Origin of the sequence: Streptomyces racemochromogenes (assembly GCF_039535215.1) — a bacterium.
In the GTDB taxonomy this organism is placed as follows: Bacteria; Actinomycetota; Actinomycetes; order Streptomycetales; family Streptomycetaceae; genus Streptomyces; species Streptomyces racemochromogenes.
The window spans coordinates 6,542,464-6,557,580 of record NZ_BAAAWT010000001.1; the positions used below are offsets into that span (position 1 = coordinate 6,542,464).

14 protein-coding genes are annotated in these 15,117 nt (G+C 73.3%); 9 read left to right on the top strand and 5 right to left on the bottom strand.

The features are described from left to right. Window positions 1-76: 76 nt before the first annotated feature. On the bottom strand, window positions 77-1,201 hold the full coding sequence (locus tag ABD973_RS30330) for an aminoglycoside phosphotransferase family protein (protein WP_125820132.1): 1,125 nt from the start codon (window positions 1,199-1,201) through the stop codon (window positions 77-79). Window positions 1,202-1,432: 231 nt separating this feature from the next. On the opposite strand from ABD973_RS30330, the gene ABD973_RS30335 reads away from it, so the two are divergent. Beyond that, window positions 1,433-2,926: a DNA-binding protein NsdB gene (locus ABD973_RS30335; RefSeq protein ID WP_125820131.1), complete on the top strand. Its 1,494-nt coding sequence runs from the start codon at window positions 1,433-1,435 to the stop codon at window positions 2,924-2,926. Between the two features lie 131 nt (window positions 2,927-3,057). On the opposite strand, the gene ABD973_RS30340 is transcribed toward ABD973_RS30335, so the two are convergent. Together ABD973_RS30340 and ABD973_RS30345 are read right to left on the bottom strand one after the other, a co-directional pair. Continuing rightward, window positions 3,058-4,482, bottom strand: a complete 1,425-nt coding sequence (locus tag ABD973_RS30340) for a PP2C family protein-serine/threonine phosphatase (RefSeq protein WP_345503329.1) — start codon at window positions 4,480-4,482, stop codon at window positions 3,058-3,060. 280 nt (window positions 4,483-4,762) lie between these two features. Further along, window positions 4,763-5,011, bottom strand: a complete 249-nt coding sequence (locus ABD973_RS30345) for an SCO4226 family nickel-binding protein (protein ID WP_125594165.1) — start codon at window positions 5,009-5,011, stop codon at window positions 4,763-4,765. 298 nt (window positions 5,012-5,309) lie between these two features. On the opposite strand from ABD973_RS30345, the gene ABD973_RS30350 reads away from it, so the two are divergent. Together ABD973_RS30350 and ABD973_RS30355 are read left to right on the top strand one after the other, a co-directional pair. Beyond that, the gene (locus tag ABD973_RS30350) at window positions 5,310-7,541 is read left to right on the top strand and encodes a xanthine dehydrogenase family protein molybdopterin-binding subunit (RefSeq protein WP_345503332.1); all 2,232 of its coding nucleotides are present in this window, start codon (window positions 5,310-5,312) and stop codon (window positions 7,539-7,541) included. Between the two features lie 18 nt (window positions 7,542-7,559). Next, window positions 7,560-8,015: a (2Fe-2S)-binding protein gene (locus ABD973_RS30355; protein ID WP_125594163.1), complete on the top strand. Its 456-nt coding sequence runs from the start codon at window positions 7,560-7,562 to the stop codon at window positions 8,013-8,015. A gap of 65 nt (window positions 8,016-8,080) precedes the next feature. Here the strand turns inward: ABD973_RS30355 and ABD973_RS30360 are convergent, their stop codons facing one another. Beyond that, complete coding sequence (locus tag ABD973_RS30360) at window positions 8,081-8,440, bottom strand: SHOCT domain-containing protein (RefSeq protein WP_386381999.1); 360 nt, start codon at window positions 8,438-8,440, stop codon at window positions 8,081-8,083. Window positions 8,441-8,676: 236 nt separating this feature from the next. Between ABD973_RS30360 and ABD973_RS30365 the strand changes: the two genes are divergently transcribed. Next, complete coding sequence (locus ABD973_RS30365) at window positions 8,677-10,611, top strand: APC family permease (protein ID WP_345503335.1); 1,935 nt, start codon at window positions 8,677-8,679, stop codon at window positions 10,609-10,611. On the opposite strand, the gene ABD973_RS30370 is transcribed toward ABD973_RS30365, so the two are convergent. Continuing rightward, window positions 10,535-11,860 (bottom strand): helix-turn-helix domain-containing protein, encoded by a 1,326-nt coding sequence (locus ABD973_RS30370; RefSeq protein WP_345503337.1) that lies wholly within the window; start codon window positions 11,858-11,860, stop codon window positions 10,535-10,537. The genes ABD973_RS30365 and ABD973_RS30370 overlap by 77 nt on opposite strands. Window positions 11,861-11,997: 137 nt before the next feature. Between ABD973_RS30370 and ABD973_RS30375 the strand changes: the two genes are divergently transcribed. The 5 genes from ABD973_RS30375 (at window position 11,998) to ABD973_RS30395 (ending at window position 14,998) form a co-directional block, all read left to right on the top strand. After that, window positions 11,998-12,561 (top strand): TetR/AcrR family transcriptional regulator, encoded by a 564-nt coding sequence (locus tag ABD973_RS30375; protein ID WP_345503339.1) that lies wholly within the window; start codon window positions 11,998-12,000, stop codon window positions 12,559-12,561. Between the two features lie 231 nt (window positions 12,562-12,792). Then, on the top strand, window positions 12,793-13,188 hold the full coding sequence (locus ABD973_RS30380) for a hypothetical protein (protein ID WP_125599288.1): 396 nt from the start codon (window positions 12,793-12,795) through the stop codon (window positions 13,186-13,188). Beyond that, window positions 13,185-13,976: a transcriptional regulator gene (locus ABD973_RS30385; protein ID WP_125599285.1), complete on the top strand. Its 792-nt coding sequence runs from the start codon at window positions 13,185-13,187 to the stop codon at window positions 13,974-13,976. Before ABD973_RS30380 ends, ABD973_RS30385 begins: the two co-directional genes overlap by 4 nt. Window positions 13,977-14,089: 113 nt before the next feature. Next, window positions 14,090-14,539 carry a roadblock/LC7 domain-containing protein gene (locus ABD973_RS30390; RefSeq protein ID WP_125599301.1) on the top strand — a complete coding sequence of 150 codons (450 nt, stop codon included), beginning with the start codon at window positions 14,090-14,092 and terminating at the stop codon, window positions 14,537-14,539. Between the two features lie 87 nt (window positions 14,540-14,626). After that, complete coding sequence (locus ABD973_RS30395; protein WP_125599282.1) at window positions 14,627-14,998, top strand: hypothetical protein; 372 nt, start codon at window positions 14,627-14,629, stop codon at window positions 14,996-14,998. Window positions 14,999-15,117 lie beyond the last annotated feature (119 nt).

The window sequence follows — 15,117 nt, forward strand, 5'->3', positions numbered from 1 at the left end:
CGGACAGGCCGAATCCCGTGCCCCGCACACCAGGTGTGCGGGACACGGGATCCGTACGGGCCGGACGGCCGCGCGGTCAGCGGGTGCCGACCGCCGCCCGGACCGCTCTACGGGCCATCCCGGCGTCGTCGTGCAGTCGGCGCAGCAGAAGGCGCTGCTCCTCCCCGGAGGAAAGCGCGCCCGCGGGCAGCGGCCGGTCCGGAGCCGACGCCAGCATGGAGCGCTGCACCGCCGTCTCGCACATCCGGATCTCCCGCGTCAGCACCAGCATCAGGTTGACCAGGAACGCGTCCCGCGCCGCCGGGCCGGCCGACTGCGCCAGCCTGCTGATCTGGCCCCGTGCCGCCGGGGCGTCGCCCAGGACCGTCCACAGCGTGGCCAGGTCGTAGCCGGGCAGGTACCAGCCGGCGTGCTCCCAGTCGAGGAGCACCGGGCCGGCCGGGGACAGCAGCAGGTTCGACAGCAGCGCGTCGCCGTGGTTGAACTGCCACTGGACGCTCGCCGGCCGCAGGCCGTGCAGCAGCTTCTGCAGGTCGCCGAAGTCCCGGTCGGTCAGCAGGCCCAGCTCGTGGTCACGCGCGATGCGCCGTAGGTAGTCCACCGGATGCCCGAACAGGTCGGCCGGCGGCCGCCACTGGTTGACCCGGCACACCGCTCCCAGCGCCGCCCGTACGTCCGTCCGCGGCGGCGCCTCCACCGGGTGCCGCTGGAGCGCGGCGACCCGGCCCGCCATCCGCTCCACCACCAGTACGCAGTTCTCCGGGTCCGCGGCGATCAGCCGGGGCACGCGGACCGGCGGGCGGTGCCGGACGAAGGTCCGGTACGTCGCTATTTCGTGCCGGTACCGCTCGCGCCACTCGGGCGAGTGGTCCAGTAAAACCTTGGCGACCGCGGTCATCCGCCCGGTCGTCCCCACCAGGAGGACCGACCGGCCGCTGCGCCGCAGGACCTGGACCGGAGCGAACTCCGGACAGATGCGCTGCACCGACGCGAGCGCGGTGCGCAGTTGGGCCCCCTGCGGGCCGGAGAGGTCGATCCTCCCGCTGAGCGGCTGTGACCCGGCGGCCGGCATCCGCCGTGCCCGGACGGTGCCCTGCGCCGGTACCGGCTGGCGGCCGGGTTCGAGGTAGGCGCCGCCCCCCGCCTGGAGGGTGCGGTGCGGGCGGACCGGGGCGGACACGGAGGACGTTGCTGCGTACATGGCGTTTACGGTTCCCTTCGTGCGCCGACGAGTGCGTACGCCGCCCCGCCGGATCCCGTACTTCACCCTGGGGAGTTCCGCCGGTGAACCGGGTCGGGGAGGCGCATTCCTACCTGACACCCGCCCGCAGGTGGCGAACCACGGGGCGGCGGGTGGCGAACCCTGGCGAATAGTCGCTGGGCATCTGACGGGCGGCTACTGTCAACTCAGCCGAGAACCTGGGGGCTTGACGTGAGCAAAGGTCCAAACACCCGTCTGAACGACCTGTTCGGCCTGGCCGGCTGGTCGAAGGGCGAACTCGCGAGGATGGTGAACCGGCAGGCGGCCTCGATGGGCCACCACCAGCTGGCCACCGACACCTCGCGGGTGCGGCGCTGGATCGACATGGGGGAGACCCCGCGCGAGCCGGTGCCCACGGTACTGGCAGCACTGTTCACCGAGCGGCTCGGTCGTGTCGTGACCATCGAGGACCTCGGGTTCGTACGGCAGCGGCGCACCACCAGACGGCAGCCGGACGGGATTCAGGAGAACCCCGACGGAGTGCCCTGGGCGCCCGAACGCACAGCCGCGGTCCTCACCGAATTCACGGGAATGGACCTCATGCTCAACCGTCGCGGCCTGATGGGCGCGGGAGCCGCGCTCACCGCCGGCTCAGCCCTCAGCAACGCCATGTACGACTGGCTGCACACCGATCCCGCCGGCGCCAAGAACGCGAAGACCTTCGGTGACCCCTACCAGGCCGATCCGGCGGGCTACGACCGCTACGAGGCCGCGCCCATCGGCTCCCAGGAGATCGAGGCGCTGGAACGCTCCGTCGAGGTCTTCCGGGCCTGGGACGCCTCCAGAGGCGGCGGGCTCCAGCGCAAGGCCGTCGTGGGCCAGTTGAACGAGGTCGGCGGCATGCTGGCCTACCACCACCCGGACCACCTCCAGCGCAGGCTGTGGGGGGTGGCGGCCAACCTGGCGGTGCTGGCGGGCTGGATGTCGCACGACGTGGGCCTCGAACCGACCGCGCAGAAGTACTTCGTCATCGCCGCGCACGCGGCCCGCGAGGGCGGCGACCGGCCCCGCGCCGGCGAGGCCCTCTCCCGCGCCGCCCGCCAGATGGTCCACCTCGGCAAGCCGAACGAGGCCCTGGACCTGATGAAGCTGGCGCAGTCCGGCTCCGGGGAGCAGACCCTGCCGCGCACCCGCGCCATGCTGCACACCATCGAGGCCTGGGCGCAGGCCGCCATGGGCAAGGGCCAGGCCATGCGCCGCACCCTGGGCGAGGCCGAGGAGCTCTTCGTCTCCGACAAGGGCGACGTGCCGCCGCCCTCCTGGATGCAGCACTTCGACGAGGCCGACCTGCACGGCATGCAGGCCCTCGCCTACCGCACCCTCGCCGACCACGACGCCTCGGCCGCACCCGTCGCGGCCCGGCACGCCCGGGAGGCGCTGCGGCTGCGCGGTGACGGCTACCAGCGCTCGCAGATCTTCGACTACATCTCCATGGCGTCGGCCTGCTTCATCGCCGACGACCCCGAGCAGGCGGACCGCTACGCCCGGCTCGCCCTGGTGTCGATGAACGAGACCTCCTCGCACCGGACGTGGGACCGGCTCCGCGAGATGTACCGGCTGACCGGACAGTACGCCGGGTACGCGGGCATCGAGGACCTGCGCGAGGAGATCAAGCTGGCCCTCCCCAACAGCCCCGCCCCCGTCGCCCGCGGAGCGGAGGTCTAGGGACCAGGTGCCAGGTGTCGCAGGGGGCCGAAGGCGTAGGGCGGGTCGTCCGGAAGCGACGGAGAACGGAGGGAACGGAAGGAGGGGCCGCGCCTCACCGGCGCGGCCCCCCTGGGTTTGCGTTGGCGTGTTCAGCCGCCGATGCGGGCGACCAGGACGCAGGCGTCGTCCTCGCGCTCGCTCTCGCCGAACTCCTCCGTGACCATCCGCACGCAGTCCCGCGCCGACCGGGCCTGCGAGAACCGCGGCGCGAGCGCCAGCAGCCGCTCGGTCCCGTCCGCGCGGCTGAACTCGATGCTCCGCGGGGTCAGTCCGTCGGTGTGCAGCACCAGGACGTCGCCCAGTTCGAGCCGTTCCTCGGCCTGCCCGTAGACGGCCCCCGAGGTGGCCCCGAGCAGCACCCCCTCCGGGGGCTGCAGGGCGCGGCCCTGGCCGCGCCGGAAGAGGAGCGGCGCGGGGTGCCCGGCCTGGGCCCAGGAGAGCACCTGGCGGGCGGGGTCGTAACGGCAGCAGACGGCCGAGCCGAGGGCGGGCTGCACGGAGGTCTCCAGCAGCTGGTTGAGCCAGCCCATCAGCGGGCCGGGCTCGATCCCGGCCATGGCCATCCCGCGCAGGGCGCCGAGCATCATCGCCATCCCGGAGGTGGCGCTCACCCCGTGCCCGGTCAGGTCGCCGACCGTCAGCAGGGAGCGCCCGTCGGGCAGTTCGAGTGCGTCGTACCAGTCGCCGCCGATCAGCGCGCTGGTCGCGGAGGGCAGGTAGTGCGCGGCCACGTCCATGGTGCCCGCGTTCTCGTGCGGGAACCGCAGGGAGCCGCGCCACGGGGGGAGCACGGCTTCCTGCAGCTCGACCGCCAGCCGGTGTTCGGTCTGCGCGATCTCCCGCTGGCGCTGGAGCGAGTCCCGTGACTCGCGCACCGCCCGCTGGCTCCGGCGCAGTTCACTCACGTCCCGGAGCACGGCCCACATGGAGGCCGTGCAGCCGTCGGAGTCGAGCACCGGCTCGCCCCTCATGTGCAGCGTCCGGACCCGGCCGTCGGCGCGGACGATGCGGAACTCGCCGTCTATCGGCTTTCCGTCGACCAGGCAGTCCGTGACCATCGCGGTCATCAGGGGCTGGTCCTCGGAGAACAGGGTGGAACCCAGTTCGTCGAGCGGCAGCGGGCCGGCCTCGGGCGGCCGCCCGAAGATCTGGAAGAGCTCCTCGGACCAGGTGACCTCGTCCGTCAGCAGGTTCCACTCGGCGCTGCCGACGCGGGTCTGGCGGTCCTCCTGCGCGACCTCCGGAGCCGCCGCGGGGAGTTCGGCGGGCTCGGGAGCGGGCGGGAGGCCCTCCTTGAGCTGGCCGAGGTGCTGGCCGAGGTCGTCGAGGTGGTGCACGGCGAGGTCGCACAGCGCTCGCTGCCAGCGGCCCTGGGCGTCGTCGTCGTCCACGACGGTGTCGCGGCGCACCGCGTCCACCTCGCCGCGCAGCCGGCGGGTCTGCGAGATCAGTGCGTCCACCGATCCCGGCTCGGGCGGCTGCGCGGGATGGTCCGCGTACAGGTGGGACGGCATGATGACTCCGATGCAGGCGCGGCGATACAGGCGGCTCGGCCAGGGTCCCGGAGGACGACCGGTGACGGCTGTGGACCGACTACGACTGTGGCACAGCCGCGGAGTGCCTGTAAGGCGTTTGGCAACATCCGTAACGGCCTTGCTCGGGGCATATGCCGAAGGCCTCCCGGTCGCCTCCCGTCCGTACGAACATTTCCGGTCAGCCGTGGTCTTCGTTTCCGTGCCGTCCCGCCCGCTCCGGGCCCTGTTCACGCCATGCCCGGCCGGAGCCGCCTCCCCGTCACACCATCAGCGGCACCGGGTGGATCTCGTCGGCGGGGTGTCCCGCGCGCTCGTGGATCCGGCGGACGGCGTCCGCCGAGGGGGCCTCGGACAGGCAGTAGACCTCGCCGGAGGCGGGGTCCGCCCAGGCGCGCTCGAACTGCACCTTCTCGTCCGCCTGGATCGCCAGGTCCGCCCGGTGGGCCTCCATCAGCTGGTCCGCCGTGATGCCCTTCATCCCGTGGTGGACGTCCATGTACTTGGCCACCGCGAACACCTCCTCATGCGTCGCGACGTGTACGTTTCTGCTTCCATCCTGCGCCCGCGGCCGGAAAAGGGCCCTCCGGTGGCCGTCGGTCGCTCGTACGGTCGACGTGTGCGAGCGGCGCGCACCCCGGATCCACTCCGTCACCGCGGTCCCCGGCCCGTCCGGGGCACCACTCGAACGAAGGACCCCGTTCCGCACCACGCTTCCCACCCCTCCCGGGGATCGCTACGCTACGTGTCGGTAATGAGCCGGGGGAGGTCCGTTCGCGGACCCGGGGGAGCGGTGGGGACACGACCTGATGACCGAACAGAGCAGCGCGCCGGCGGGGCGCAGCCGCCGTTCCTTCCTGACCCACCTGGTCGCGGCGCCCACGCTGGCCCTGGTGACCCGGGCCGGGGCCGACCTGCTCGCCCCGCAGGCCGCGCACGCCGTCGTACCGTCCCTGCCCGCCATCGCCGACATCGTGGACCTGGGTGACCTGTTCATCCTGGCCGGGGCCCCCACCTCCGCTCTGCTGGCGCTGGCCGTGGAGACGGACGGCACCGTCCGCTTCCGGCTGCCGCGCGAGGAGGTCGGGCAGGGGCTGACCACCGCGGTGGCCATGCTGGTCGCGGAGGAGCTGGACGCGCCGCTGGAGACGGTCCGCGTGGAACTGGACGACGCGCGCCCCGAGCTGCTGTTCAACCAGCTCACCGGCTCCTCCAACTCGATCCGCTCGCTGTACGGGCCGGTCCGCCAGTGCGCCGCCACCGCACGGGCCCGGCTGGTCGCCGCGGCCGCCGCCCGCTGGGGCCTGTCCGCTGCCCGGCTCACCACCGCGAACGGCTCGGTACGGGCCCCCGACGGCCGCACGGCGAGCTACGGGAGCCTCTCGGCGGCCGCCGCCTCGCCCGGCCTGCCCGTCCTCGGCGCCTCCCCCAAGCCGGCGGCCGAGCACGCCCTCGTCGGCACCCCGACCCGGCGGATCGACGCCCGCGCCATGGTCACCGGCGCCCAGAAGTACACCCTCGACCTCGAGGTCCCGGGCGCCAAGCCCTGCGTGGTGCGCCGCCCGCCCTCCGTCGGCGGTACCGTCCGCGCCGTCACCAACCTCGCGGCGGTCAGGGCCATGCCGGGCGTGCTGGACGTGGTCACCGTCAAGACCGGCGTCGCCGTCGTCGCGGAAACGTTCGGGCAGGCCCTCACCGCCAAGGCCGCACTCACCGTCGACTGGGGCCCGGGTCCGGCCGACCAGCTCTCGGACGCGCAGATCCGTACGAAGCTGCGCGCCGCCACCCCGCCGCTGCTGGTGCCGCCACTGCTCACCCCGTACGTGGACGCCGAGTTCGACTTCGCCTTCGTCAGCCACGCCCCGATGGAGACCAACTCCGCCGTCGCCGACGTCCGCGACGACCGGGCCGAGATCTGGTCCGGGCTCAAGTCCCCGATCGTCGCGCGGGAGACCATCGCCGCCGAACTCGGACTGCCGCTGGACAAGGTGAAGGTGCACGTGGTCCAGGCCGGCGGCTCCTTCGGCCGGCGGCTGTTCTTCGACGCCGCCCTGGAGGCCGCCCGGGTCTCCAAGGCCTGCCGCCGGCCGGTGAAGCTCATGTGGACCCGCGTGGACGACACCCGGCACGGCCGGATGCGCCCCGCCACCCACCACCGGATCAGGGCCACCCACCTGCTCGGCGAGGTCCTCAGCTTCGAGCACCGGGTCGCCGCCGCCGAGACCGACTTCCGGCACGGGCTCGGCGAGATCATCACCGCCACCGCCGCGAGCCTGCCCTCCGGCATCGGCAACGCCACCCTCGCCCAGACCCTGTTCCTCACCACGGTGAAGTCCCCGTACCACTTCGGCCTGACCACCCAGGCCCTGACCGAGGTGCCGACGGGCATCCCCACCGGGTCCTGGCGCTCGGTGTACTCGGCCAACACCCGGGGCGCCGAGGAGGTCATGGTGGACGAACTCGCCGCCGCCACCGGAAAGGACCCCTACCGCTTCCGCCGCACCTTCCTCAGGACCGACGCCCAGCGCGCGGTGCTGGACAAGGCGGCCGCCGAAGGGGAGTGGGGGCGGGCCATGCCGGCCGGCTGCGCGCAGGGCATCGCCTTCCACGAGGAGTACAAGTCGCGCACCGCCTGCCTGGTGGAGATCGACGCCCGCGACCCGGAGCGCGTCCGCGTCACCAAGGCGGTCATCGCCGTCGACGTGGGCCTGCCCGTCAACCCGCGCGGACTGGAGGCCCAGATGATCGGCGGTCTCACCGACGCGATCTCCACCACCCTGCGGGCCGGGCTGCACCTGGACAAGGGGCTCCCGCTGGAGGGCAGTTACAGCCAGTTCCACTGGGCGCGGCAGCGCGACACCCCGCGTGACGTACGGGTCTTCGTGCTCCCGGCCACCGGCACGGAGCCGGGCGGCGCGGGCGAGCTCGGAGTGCCCGCGGCCGTGGGGGCCATCGCCAACGCCTGGGCCCGGGCCACCGGTTCCAAGCCCCGCAGCTTCCCCCTCGACTTCGACGTCGACTTCACCCCCTACCCGCGCTGACCGCTGGAGTACGCCGCCGTGCCTCTGCACACCTTCATCGTCAACGGCCGGAGCGTCACCGTCGACGCGCCCGACGACCTGCCCCTGCTGTGGGTGCTCCGCGACATGCTGGGCGTCACCGGCCCGAAGTACGGCTGCGGGGTGGACGTCTGCAAGGCCTGCACCAGCCACCTCGACGGGGTCGACGTCCGCCCCTGCGTGGTGCCCGTGTCCGCCTGCGCGGGCAAGCGGGTCACCACCATCGAGGGGCTCGCGGACGGGGACCGGCTGCACCCGGTCCAGGAGGCCTGGCTCGAACAGGACGTCGCCCAGTGCGGCTTCTGCCAGCCCGGCCAGATCATGGCCGCGGTGGCGCTGCTGAAGCGGACGTCCTCGCCGACCGACGAGGACATCGACGCCATCGCCAACATCTGCCGCTGCGGCACCTACTTCCGCATCCGCGAGGCCATCCGCGCCGCGGCCGCCAGGATGTGACGGCCGCGGCGCGGGCGGGGAGGGAGGGACCGCCGGAGCAGGGCTGACGGGTCAGGGCTGACGGGTCAGGCCAGCAGCTTCTGCTTCGCCCGCTGGAACTCCTCCTCGCTCAGCTCGCCCCTGGCCTTGAGCTCGGAGAGCCGGAACAGGTCGTCGGCGCCCGACGTGCCGGGACCGTCCGAGCCGGCCGTCTCCCGGATGTAGGCGTCGAAGGCCTGCCGCTGTTCCTGCGTGTGCTTGATCTCCCGCCTGCCCATGTCCCGGCCGCGGGCGATGACGTACACCAGCACGCCCAGGAACGGGACGAGGAGCAGGAAGAGCAGCCAGGCTGCCTTGACCCAGCCGCTCATGTCGTGGTCGCGGAAGACGTCCACCACGATCCGGAAGAGCAGGATCAGCCACATCACCCACAGGAAGACCCACATCACGGTCCAGAACGCGCCCAGCACCGGGTAGTCGTAGGCCAGGTCGACAGCTGCGTACACGGCCGTCTCCTTCCGTCGAGGCGGTCGCCGGGTCCGGGAGGACCGCGCGGCGGCCGACCCGATCACCATCGCAGCGCCCCCGCAAGATCGCCACTGGGCCGTACGGCGCAACGCCCCGCCCCGGGACACAGGCTGCAAGCGCCCGTTATCCAGTTGAAATGGATGATTATGCCGGAATGAGGCGAATCAATGCGAAACGCGTGCTGGTCGGTGAACCCCTCGACACCGCGCGCCTGGGCGAGACCCTGCTCCCCAAACGGCTCGCACTGCCCATCTTCTGCAGCGACCCGCTCTCCTCCGTGGCCTACGCCACCGAGGAGATCCTGCTGATCCTCGCCCTCGGCGGAGTCGCCCTGCTCCACCTCACCTGGTACGCGGCCGCCGCCATCGTCTTCCTGCTGGTCGTCGTCGTGGCCTCCTACCGGCAGACCTGCCACGCCTACCCGGGCGGCGGGGGCGCCTACGTCGTCAGCTCCGAGAACCTGGGACCGACCGCCGCCCTCACGGCCGCCAGCGCCCTGCTCGTCGACTACGTCATGACCGTCGCCGTCTCCGTCGTCTCCGGCGTCGCCGCCATCACCTCGGCGATCCCCGCCCTCAGCGACCACGAAGTCGCCCTGTCGATCGGCTTCGTGGTGCTGCTCACCCTGATGAACCTGCGCGGCGTACGCGAGTCCGGGCGCGTCTTCGCCGTCCCCACCTACGGGTTCGTCCTCGTCATCTACCTGATGTTCGCCGTCGCCGCCGTCCGGCTCGCGACCGGCGACACCATCCGGGCCGAGTCCGCCCACCTCCCGATCACCGCCGCCGGCACCTACACCGGCCTCGCCGTGGTGCTCCTCGCGATGCGCGCCTTCGCCTCCGGCTGCACGGCCCTCACCGGCGTCGAGGCCATCAGCAACGGCGTCCCCGCCTTCCGGAAGCCCAAGGCCCGGAACGCCGCCACCACCCTGGCCGCCATGGGCGCGCTCTCCGTGACCATGTTCGCCGGCATCACCGTCCTGGCCATGGTCTACCAGGTGCACGCGGCCGCCGACCCCACCGAACTGGGCCTGCCCCCCGGCACCCCGATGTCCACCGCGCTCGCCCAGATCGGCCGCGCCACCTTCGGGAGCTGGCACTTCCTCTTCTACCTGCTCCAGGCCGTCACCGCCGGCGTCCTGATCCTCGCCGCGAACACCGCCTTCAACGGCTTCCCGATGCTGGCCTCGATCCTCGCCAGGGACCGGTACGCCCCCCGCCAGCTCTTCAACCGCGGGGACCGGCTCGTCTACTCCAACGGCGTCGTCCTGCTCGCGCTCGCGGCCATCGCGCTGATCGTCGCCTTCGACGCCGAACTCACCCGGCTCATCCAGCTCTACATCATCGGCGTCTTCGTCTCCTTCACCCTCTCCCAGTCCGGGATGGTCCGGCACTGGCGGCGCGAACTCGCCTCACCCGCCACGCCCCGGTCCGAACGCGTCCACATCCACCGCCGCCTCGCCATCAACGCCGTCGGCGCCGTCATGACCGCCCTGGTCCTCGTCATCGTCCTGATCACCAAGTTCACGCACGGCGCCTGGCTGGTCGTCATCGCGATGCCGGCCCTCTTCCTCGGCATGAAGGGGGTGCGCCGCCACTACGACCAGGTCGCCCGCCAGGTGGCCGTGGCACCCGGGGTCAGACCCCGCATGCCCTCCCGCCACCACGTCGTCGTCCTCGTCGCCAACGTGCACGCCCCGACCCTGAAGGCCCTCGGCTACGCCCACGGGCTGCGGCCCGACACCCTCACCGCCCTGTCCGTCGCCGCCGACGAGGAGGACGCCCGGCGGCTGCGCGAGGCCTGGGCCGAACACGACCCGGGCATCCCGCTCAAGGTGCTGCACTCCCCCTACCGGGAGGTCATCGGACCGGTCATGCAGTACGTGGAGCAGGCCGCGGCCGCCGAGGGGACGGACGCGCTCTCGGTGGTCATCCCGGAGTACGTGGTCGGGCACTGGTGGGAGCAGCCCCTGCACAACCAGAACGCGCTGCGGCTCAAGGCGCGGCTGCTGTTCACCCCGGGGGTCGCGGTGATCGACGTGCCGTACCTGCTGGAGTCGGCCCGCCAGGGGGAGCCGCAGGCGCCGTAGCCCCGGCGGGGGAGGGGCCCTGGGCCGCCGCCGCGTGCGCCAGGGCCAGTTCCACCACGTGCGCCGGGTCCGAGAGGGCGCGGCCGGTGAGCCGCTCCAGGCGGCGCAGCCGGTTCGAGACGGTGTTGCGGTGGCAGTAGAGCCGCTGGGCGGCGTGCGTGGTCGAGCCCTGGCAGGCCAGCCAGGTGCCCAGCGTGGTCAGCAGCAGCCGGGCGTCCTCCGCGGGCAGTTCCAGCACCGGCCCCAGCACCACCCGCCGCAGCCGGGCGGCGAGTTCGGGATCGGCCGCCACCAGCGCGGCCGGGAGCCGCTCGTCCAGCAGGGCGGCGCCGGGCGCGGCGGACGGCGGGGCGGTGCGCAGGGCCAGGACCGCCAGCCGGCGGGCCCCGGCCAGCTCGGCCGGGGTGGCGACCACCGGGCTGATCCCGGCGCGCACGGCGAGCGGAGCCAGCAGCGCCCGCAGGGACTCCAGCGGCTGGTGGCCCAGGTCGGCGAGGCCCGTCTCCCCGTCGGCCCGTACCCGCCACCACAGCCGGGCGGAACCGCTCCCGCCGGACCCCGCCCCCGCCCCGCCCTGTCCGCCCAGCCCGCCCGGTCCGCCTGGCCCGCTCGGCCCGCCCGGCCAGCTCAGCCCACCCGGCCCACCAGGCCCACCAGGCCCGCCCGGCCCGCCCGGTCCGAGCGCGATGACCGCGAAGCGGCCCCGCTCCGGCAGCCCCAGCTGCGCCGCCGCCTCCGCCACCGGGCCCGAGCCGTCGAACAGCGCGTCCAGCAGGGCGGCCCGGCGCTCGCGTTCGCGCCCGCCCCGCTCGGCCTCGGCCGCCCGGTACGCCTCCGAGGCGGCCTCCGTCATCTGGTCCAGTACGTCCCACAGCGCGCCCGCCCCCGGCAACAGCCGCGGCAGCGCGGCCCGGTCGTGCGCCGCCACCGCCTCGGTCAGGCTCTGCCACAGCAGCCGCCCCCCGTACCGGTAGGTCCGCCGCAGCGAGTCGAGCGGCAGCCCCTGCCCGGCGCGCAGGGCGCCGGTGGCGCGGGCGCCGGCCAGCTCCACGGGCAGCCCCCGGGAGCTGCGGACCAGGCCCTCGACGGCCTGGTGGAGGGTGTGGTGGATCCGCTCGCGCAGTTCGGCCCGCCCGGTCAGCGCGGCGTAGGCGGGATCCTCGGTCAGCGTCCGGTCGGTGAGCCGGTCCGCCGCCACGGCGAGCCGGCGGCTCAGGTCCTCGCGTATCTCCTCGATGATCCGGTCCATGACGGGCAGGGTGACACGGCGGACGCCGCCGTGGGGAGGCTTCGGAGGCCGTGGCCCGGTCCGTCGGCGGCGCAGAGTACTGTGGGTGCAGTGCTTACGGGCACGCCTCCCCGCCACCGCACCTCCCGGGAACGCACATGCGCCAGAATCCGCAGCGCCGAGCCGCGCTGCTCGACGCCGCCATCGAGGTACTGGCCCGCGAGGGCTCCCGCGGCCTGACCCTGCGCGCCGTGGACGCGGAGGCCGGGGTGCCGACCGGCACCGCCTCCAACTACTTCGCCAACCGCGGGCAGCTGCTGGTGCAAATCCTGCACCGCACCCGCGAACGCCTCACCCCGGGACCGGAGGAACTGGACGGCCCCCTGGACACCAAGGTGCTGCTCGGCCGCCTCCTCGGGCGGATCCGCCGCGAGCGCAGCGTCCACACCGCCGTGCTGGAGCTGCGCCTGGAGGCCACCCGCAGGCCCGAACTCCAGGCCGAGCTGTCCGCGTTCCTCGCCAAGGAGCTGGAGGAGAACATCGCCTGGCACCTGGACGCGGGCCTGCCCGGGGACCGGATCGGCGTGGCGCTGGTCTACTTCGCGATGCAGGGCCTGATCGTGGACGACCTCACCATCCCCGCCCTGATCGAAGCCCACCCCGTGGACGACCTGCTCGGGGTGATGGTGGAGCGTCTGCTTCCGGAGAGGCCGGCCGGCTGACCGAAGCCGGCCCGACGGGGTGGGACGGGTGTTCGGCGGGCGTCGGACGGGGGCCCGATTTACAGGCTTGATCAAAAACGAACGGGTTCCGGCCAAGGTGTCGCGCGGTACCGCGCATGTTCCAGCGGAAAATGCCAGAACCCCCTTCCACAGTGTGGAACTTGAGTAAGTTCCCTCCTGTCACGCCGTACGACCGTGCGACCAGCACGTCCGGCCGGGAGGGGAGCCCGCGTGCCTGGGATCGACGAATGCCTGCTCGAAGCCATGACCCTGCCCGGTGCGCGGGGCGCCGCGCTCGTCGACTGGAGCAGCGGACTCGCCCTGGGCACCGCCGGGGACTCGCCCGTCGGAGACCATGAGACCACGGCCGCCGAGACCGCGGAACTGGCCCGGGCGGCAGCCGAGTACGAGTCCTTCGCTCCCGGCCCGGACGACGCGGGCGCCCCCGGCCCGCCCGTGGAGGACCTGATCGTCACCACGCGCACCGGCTACCACGTGCTCCGCTTCGTCGAGACCAGCTTCGACAGCAGCGTCTTCCTGCACCTGTGGCTCGACCGCACGGACGGCAACCTCGCCCTCGCCCGGCACCGACTCCGCGCCCTCGCCGAAGGACTGGTCCTGAGATGACCGCCGCCACCGCCGCCACGACCGCGGTCTCCCCGCTCCTCACCCGGCTCGCCGCCGAACGCGCCACCGGCGCCCTGCTGCGCGACCGGGGCACCCTCTTCCTGGAGGACGGCCGCGTCGTGCACGCCGAGAGCCCCTCCACCCCGGGCCTCGACGTCCTGCTCACCACCGGCGGGGGCCTCGCCCCCGAGCGCTGGACCGAGGCCGTGAACGAGGCCGGCGCGCGCCGGCAGGTCGGCCGCTTCCTCGTGGACAACGGCCGGCTGGCCGGCGGCGAACTGGAGATCTGCCACCTCGCGGCGATCTTCGACGCGGCCTTCTTCGCGCTCTCGCCGGGCAGCGGCCCCTCGCGGTTCCGCCGCGGCGCCACCCACTGGATCGGCTCCGTCCGCTCCGTCCCGGCGGCGGCGGTGGAACGGGAGACCTGCCGCCGCCGGGAACTGCTGGACGCGGTGTGGCCCTACCCGCTGCTCGACATCTGCCCGGTGGTGCCGCGCGCGGCCGCGCCCGGCCAGACCGTCACCGCCCGCCAGCGGATCCTGCTCGAACAGGCGGACGGCGTGCGCACGCCGGCCGACCTCGCGTGGGTGCTGGGCCGGCCCGCCTTCCACACCCTGCTCGAGGTACGAAGACTCGCCGCGGCCGGCCTCGTCGAGACCCCGCACCCGGCCGCGCCGGTCCCCGCGCCGCCGCCCCCCGAACCCCTGCCCGACTGGATGACCCAGGTCCAACCCCCGGACGTGGCACTGCTCCGCCGGTTACGCGACGCACTGGAGGCAAGCCTGTGAGGCTCCCGCTCCGACCGGTCCTGCGAGCCGACCGCTCCGAGCGGAGGCAGCCCGAGGAGGGGCGGCCCGAGGAGAGGCGGCCCGAAGAGAGGAAGGCCGACATGAGCCCGCCGATGGTGCCCGCCGAGGCGGAAGCCGACATACTCGCCGAACTCCGCCGGCTGCGGGCCCGCGTCCCCCAGCTCACCGGGGTCCTCGCCGCGAGCGCCGACGGTCTGGTGCTCGCCCAGGAGAGCGCCGCCGGCGAGGCGGAGTCCCTCGCGGCCCTGACCGCGGCCGCCCTGGGCGTGGCCCAGCGGCTCAGCGACTGCACCGGCCAGGGCGGCTTCCGCGAGCTGCTCGTACGCGGCGAGCACGGATACGTCGCCACCTACGCCGCGGGGGACGCGGCCGTCCTCACCCTGATCGCCGAGCCGCGCGTCAACGTCGGCCGCCTCCACCTGGAGGCCCGGCGCTCCACCCTGCGCATCAGCGAGCTCATAGACCACCGCCTCGGCCGCCGCGGCCCCGCGCTGCCGCCCCCGGGCGCCGCGCCCCCGGGCCGGGAGCCGGACCGTCCCTGACGTCCATCGCCAGCACACCGGTAATACGCGAAAGCAAATGATCCGGCCCGTGTCAGTGCGGGCCACTGCGGAAAGAGGAAGAATTCCATGATCAACGTGGAGACCGCTCTCAAGGAAGCCGCCGGCATCGAGGGCACCCTCGGCGCGGCCCTGGTCGACTACGGCAGCGGCATGCCGCTGGGCACCGTCGGCGGGAACAAGGACCTGGACCTCTCGGTGGCCGCCGCCGGCAACACGGACGTGGTCCGGGCCAAGGTCCGCACGATGGAGATGCTCGGCCTGAAGGACGAGATCGAGGACATCCTGATCACGCTCGGCAACCAGTACCACCTGATCAGGCTGCTGAAGGGGCGCAGCGGTGAGGGGTTCTTCCTCTACCTCGCGCTCGACCGCGGACGGGCGAACCTCGCGATGGCCCGGCTCCAGCTGAAGAAGATCGAAGCCGAGCTGGACATCTGACCGCGGCCCCGGGGCCGTGACGGCGCGGTGGCGGGCGGCGGAATTCTTTGCCGTCCGCCCCGGCGGACCTAGGCATATGTCCGAGATGGGCAGACTTTATCATCCTGTTACAGAGTAAG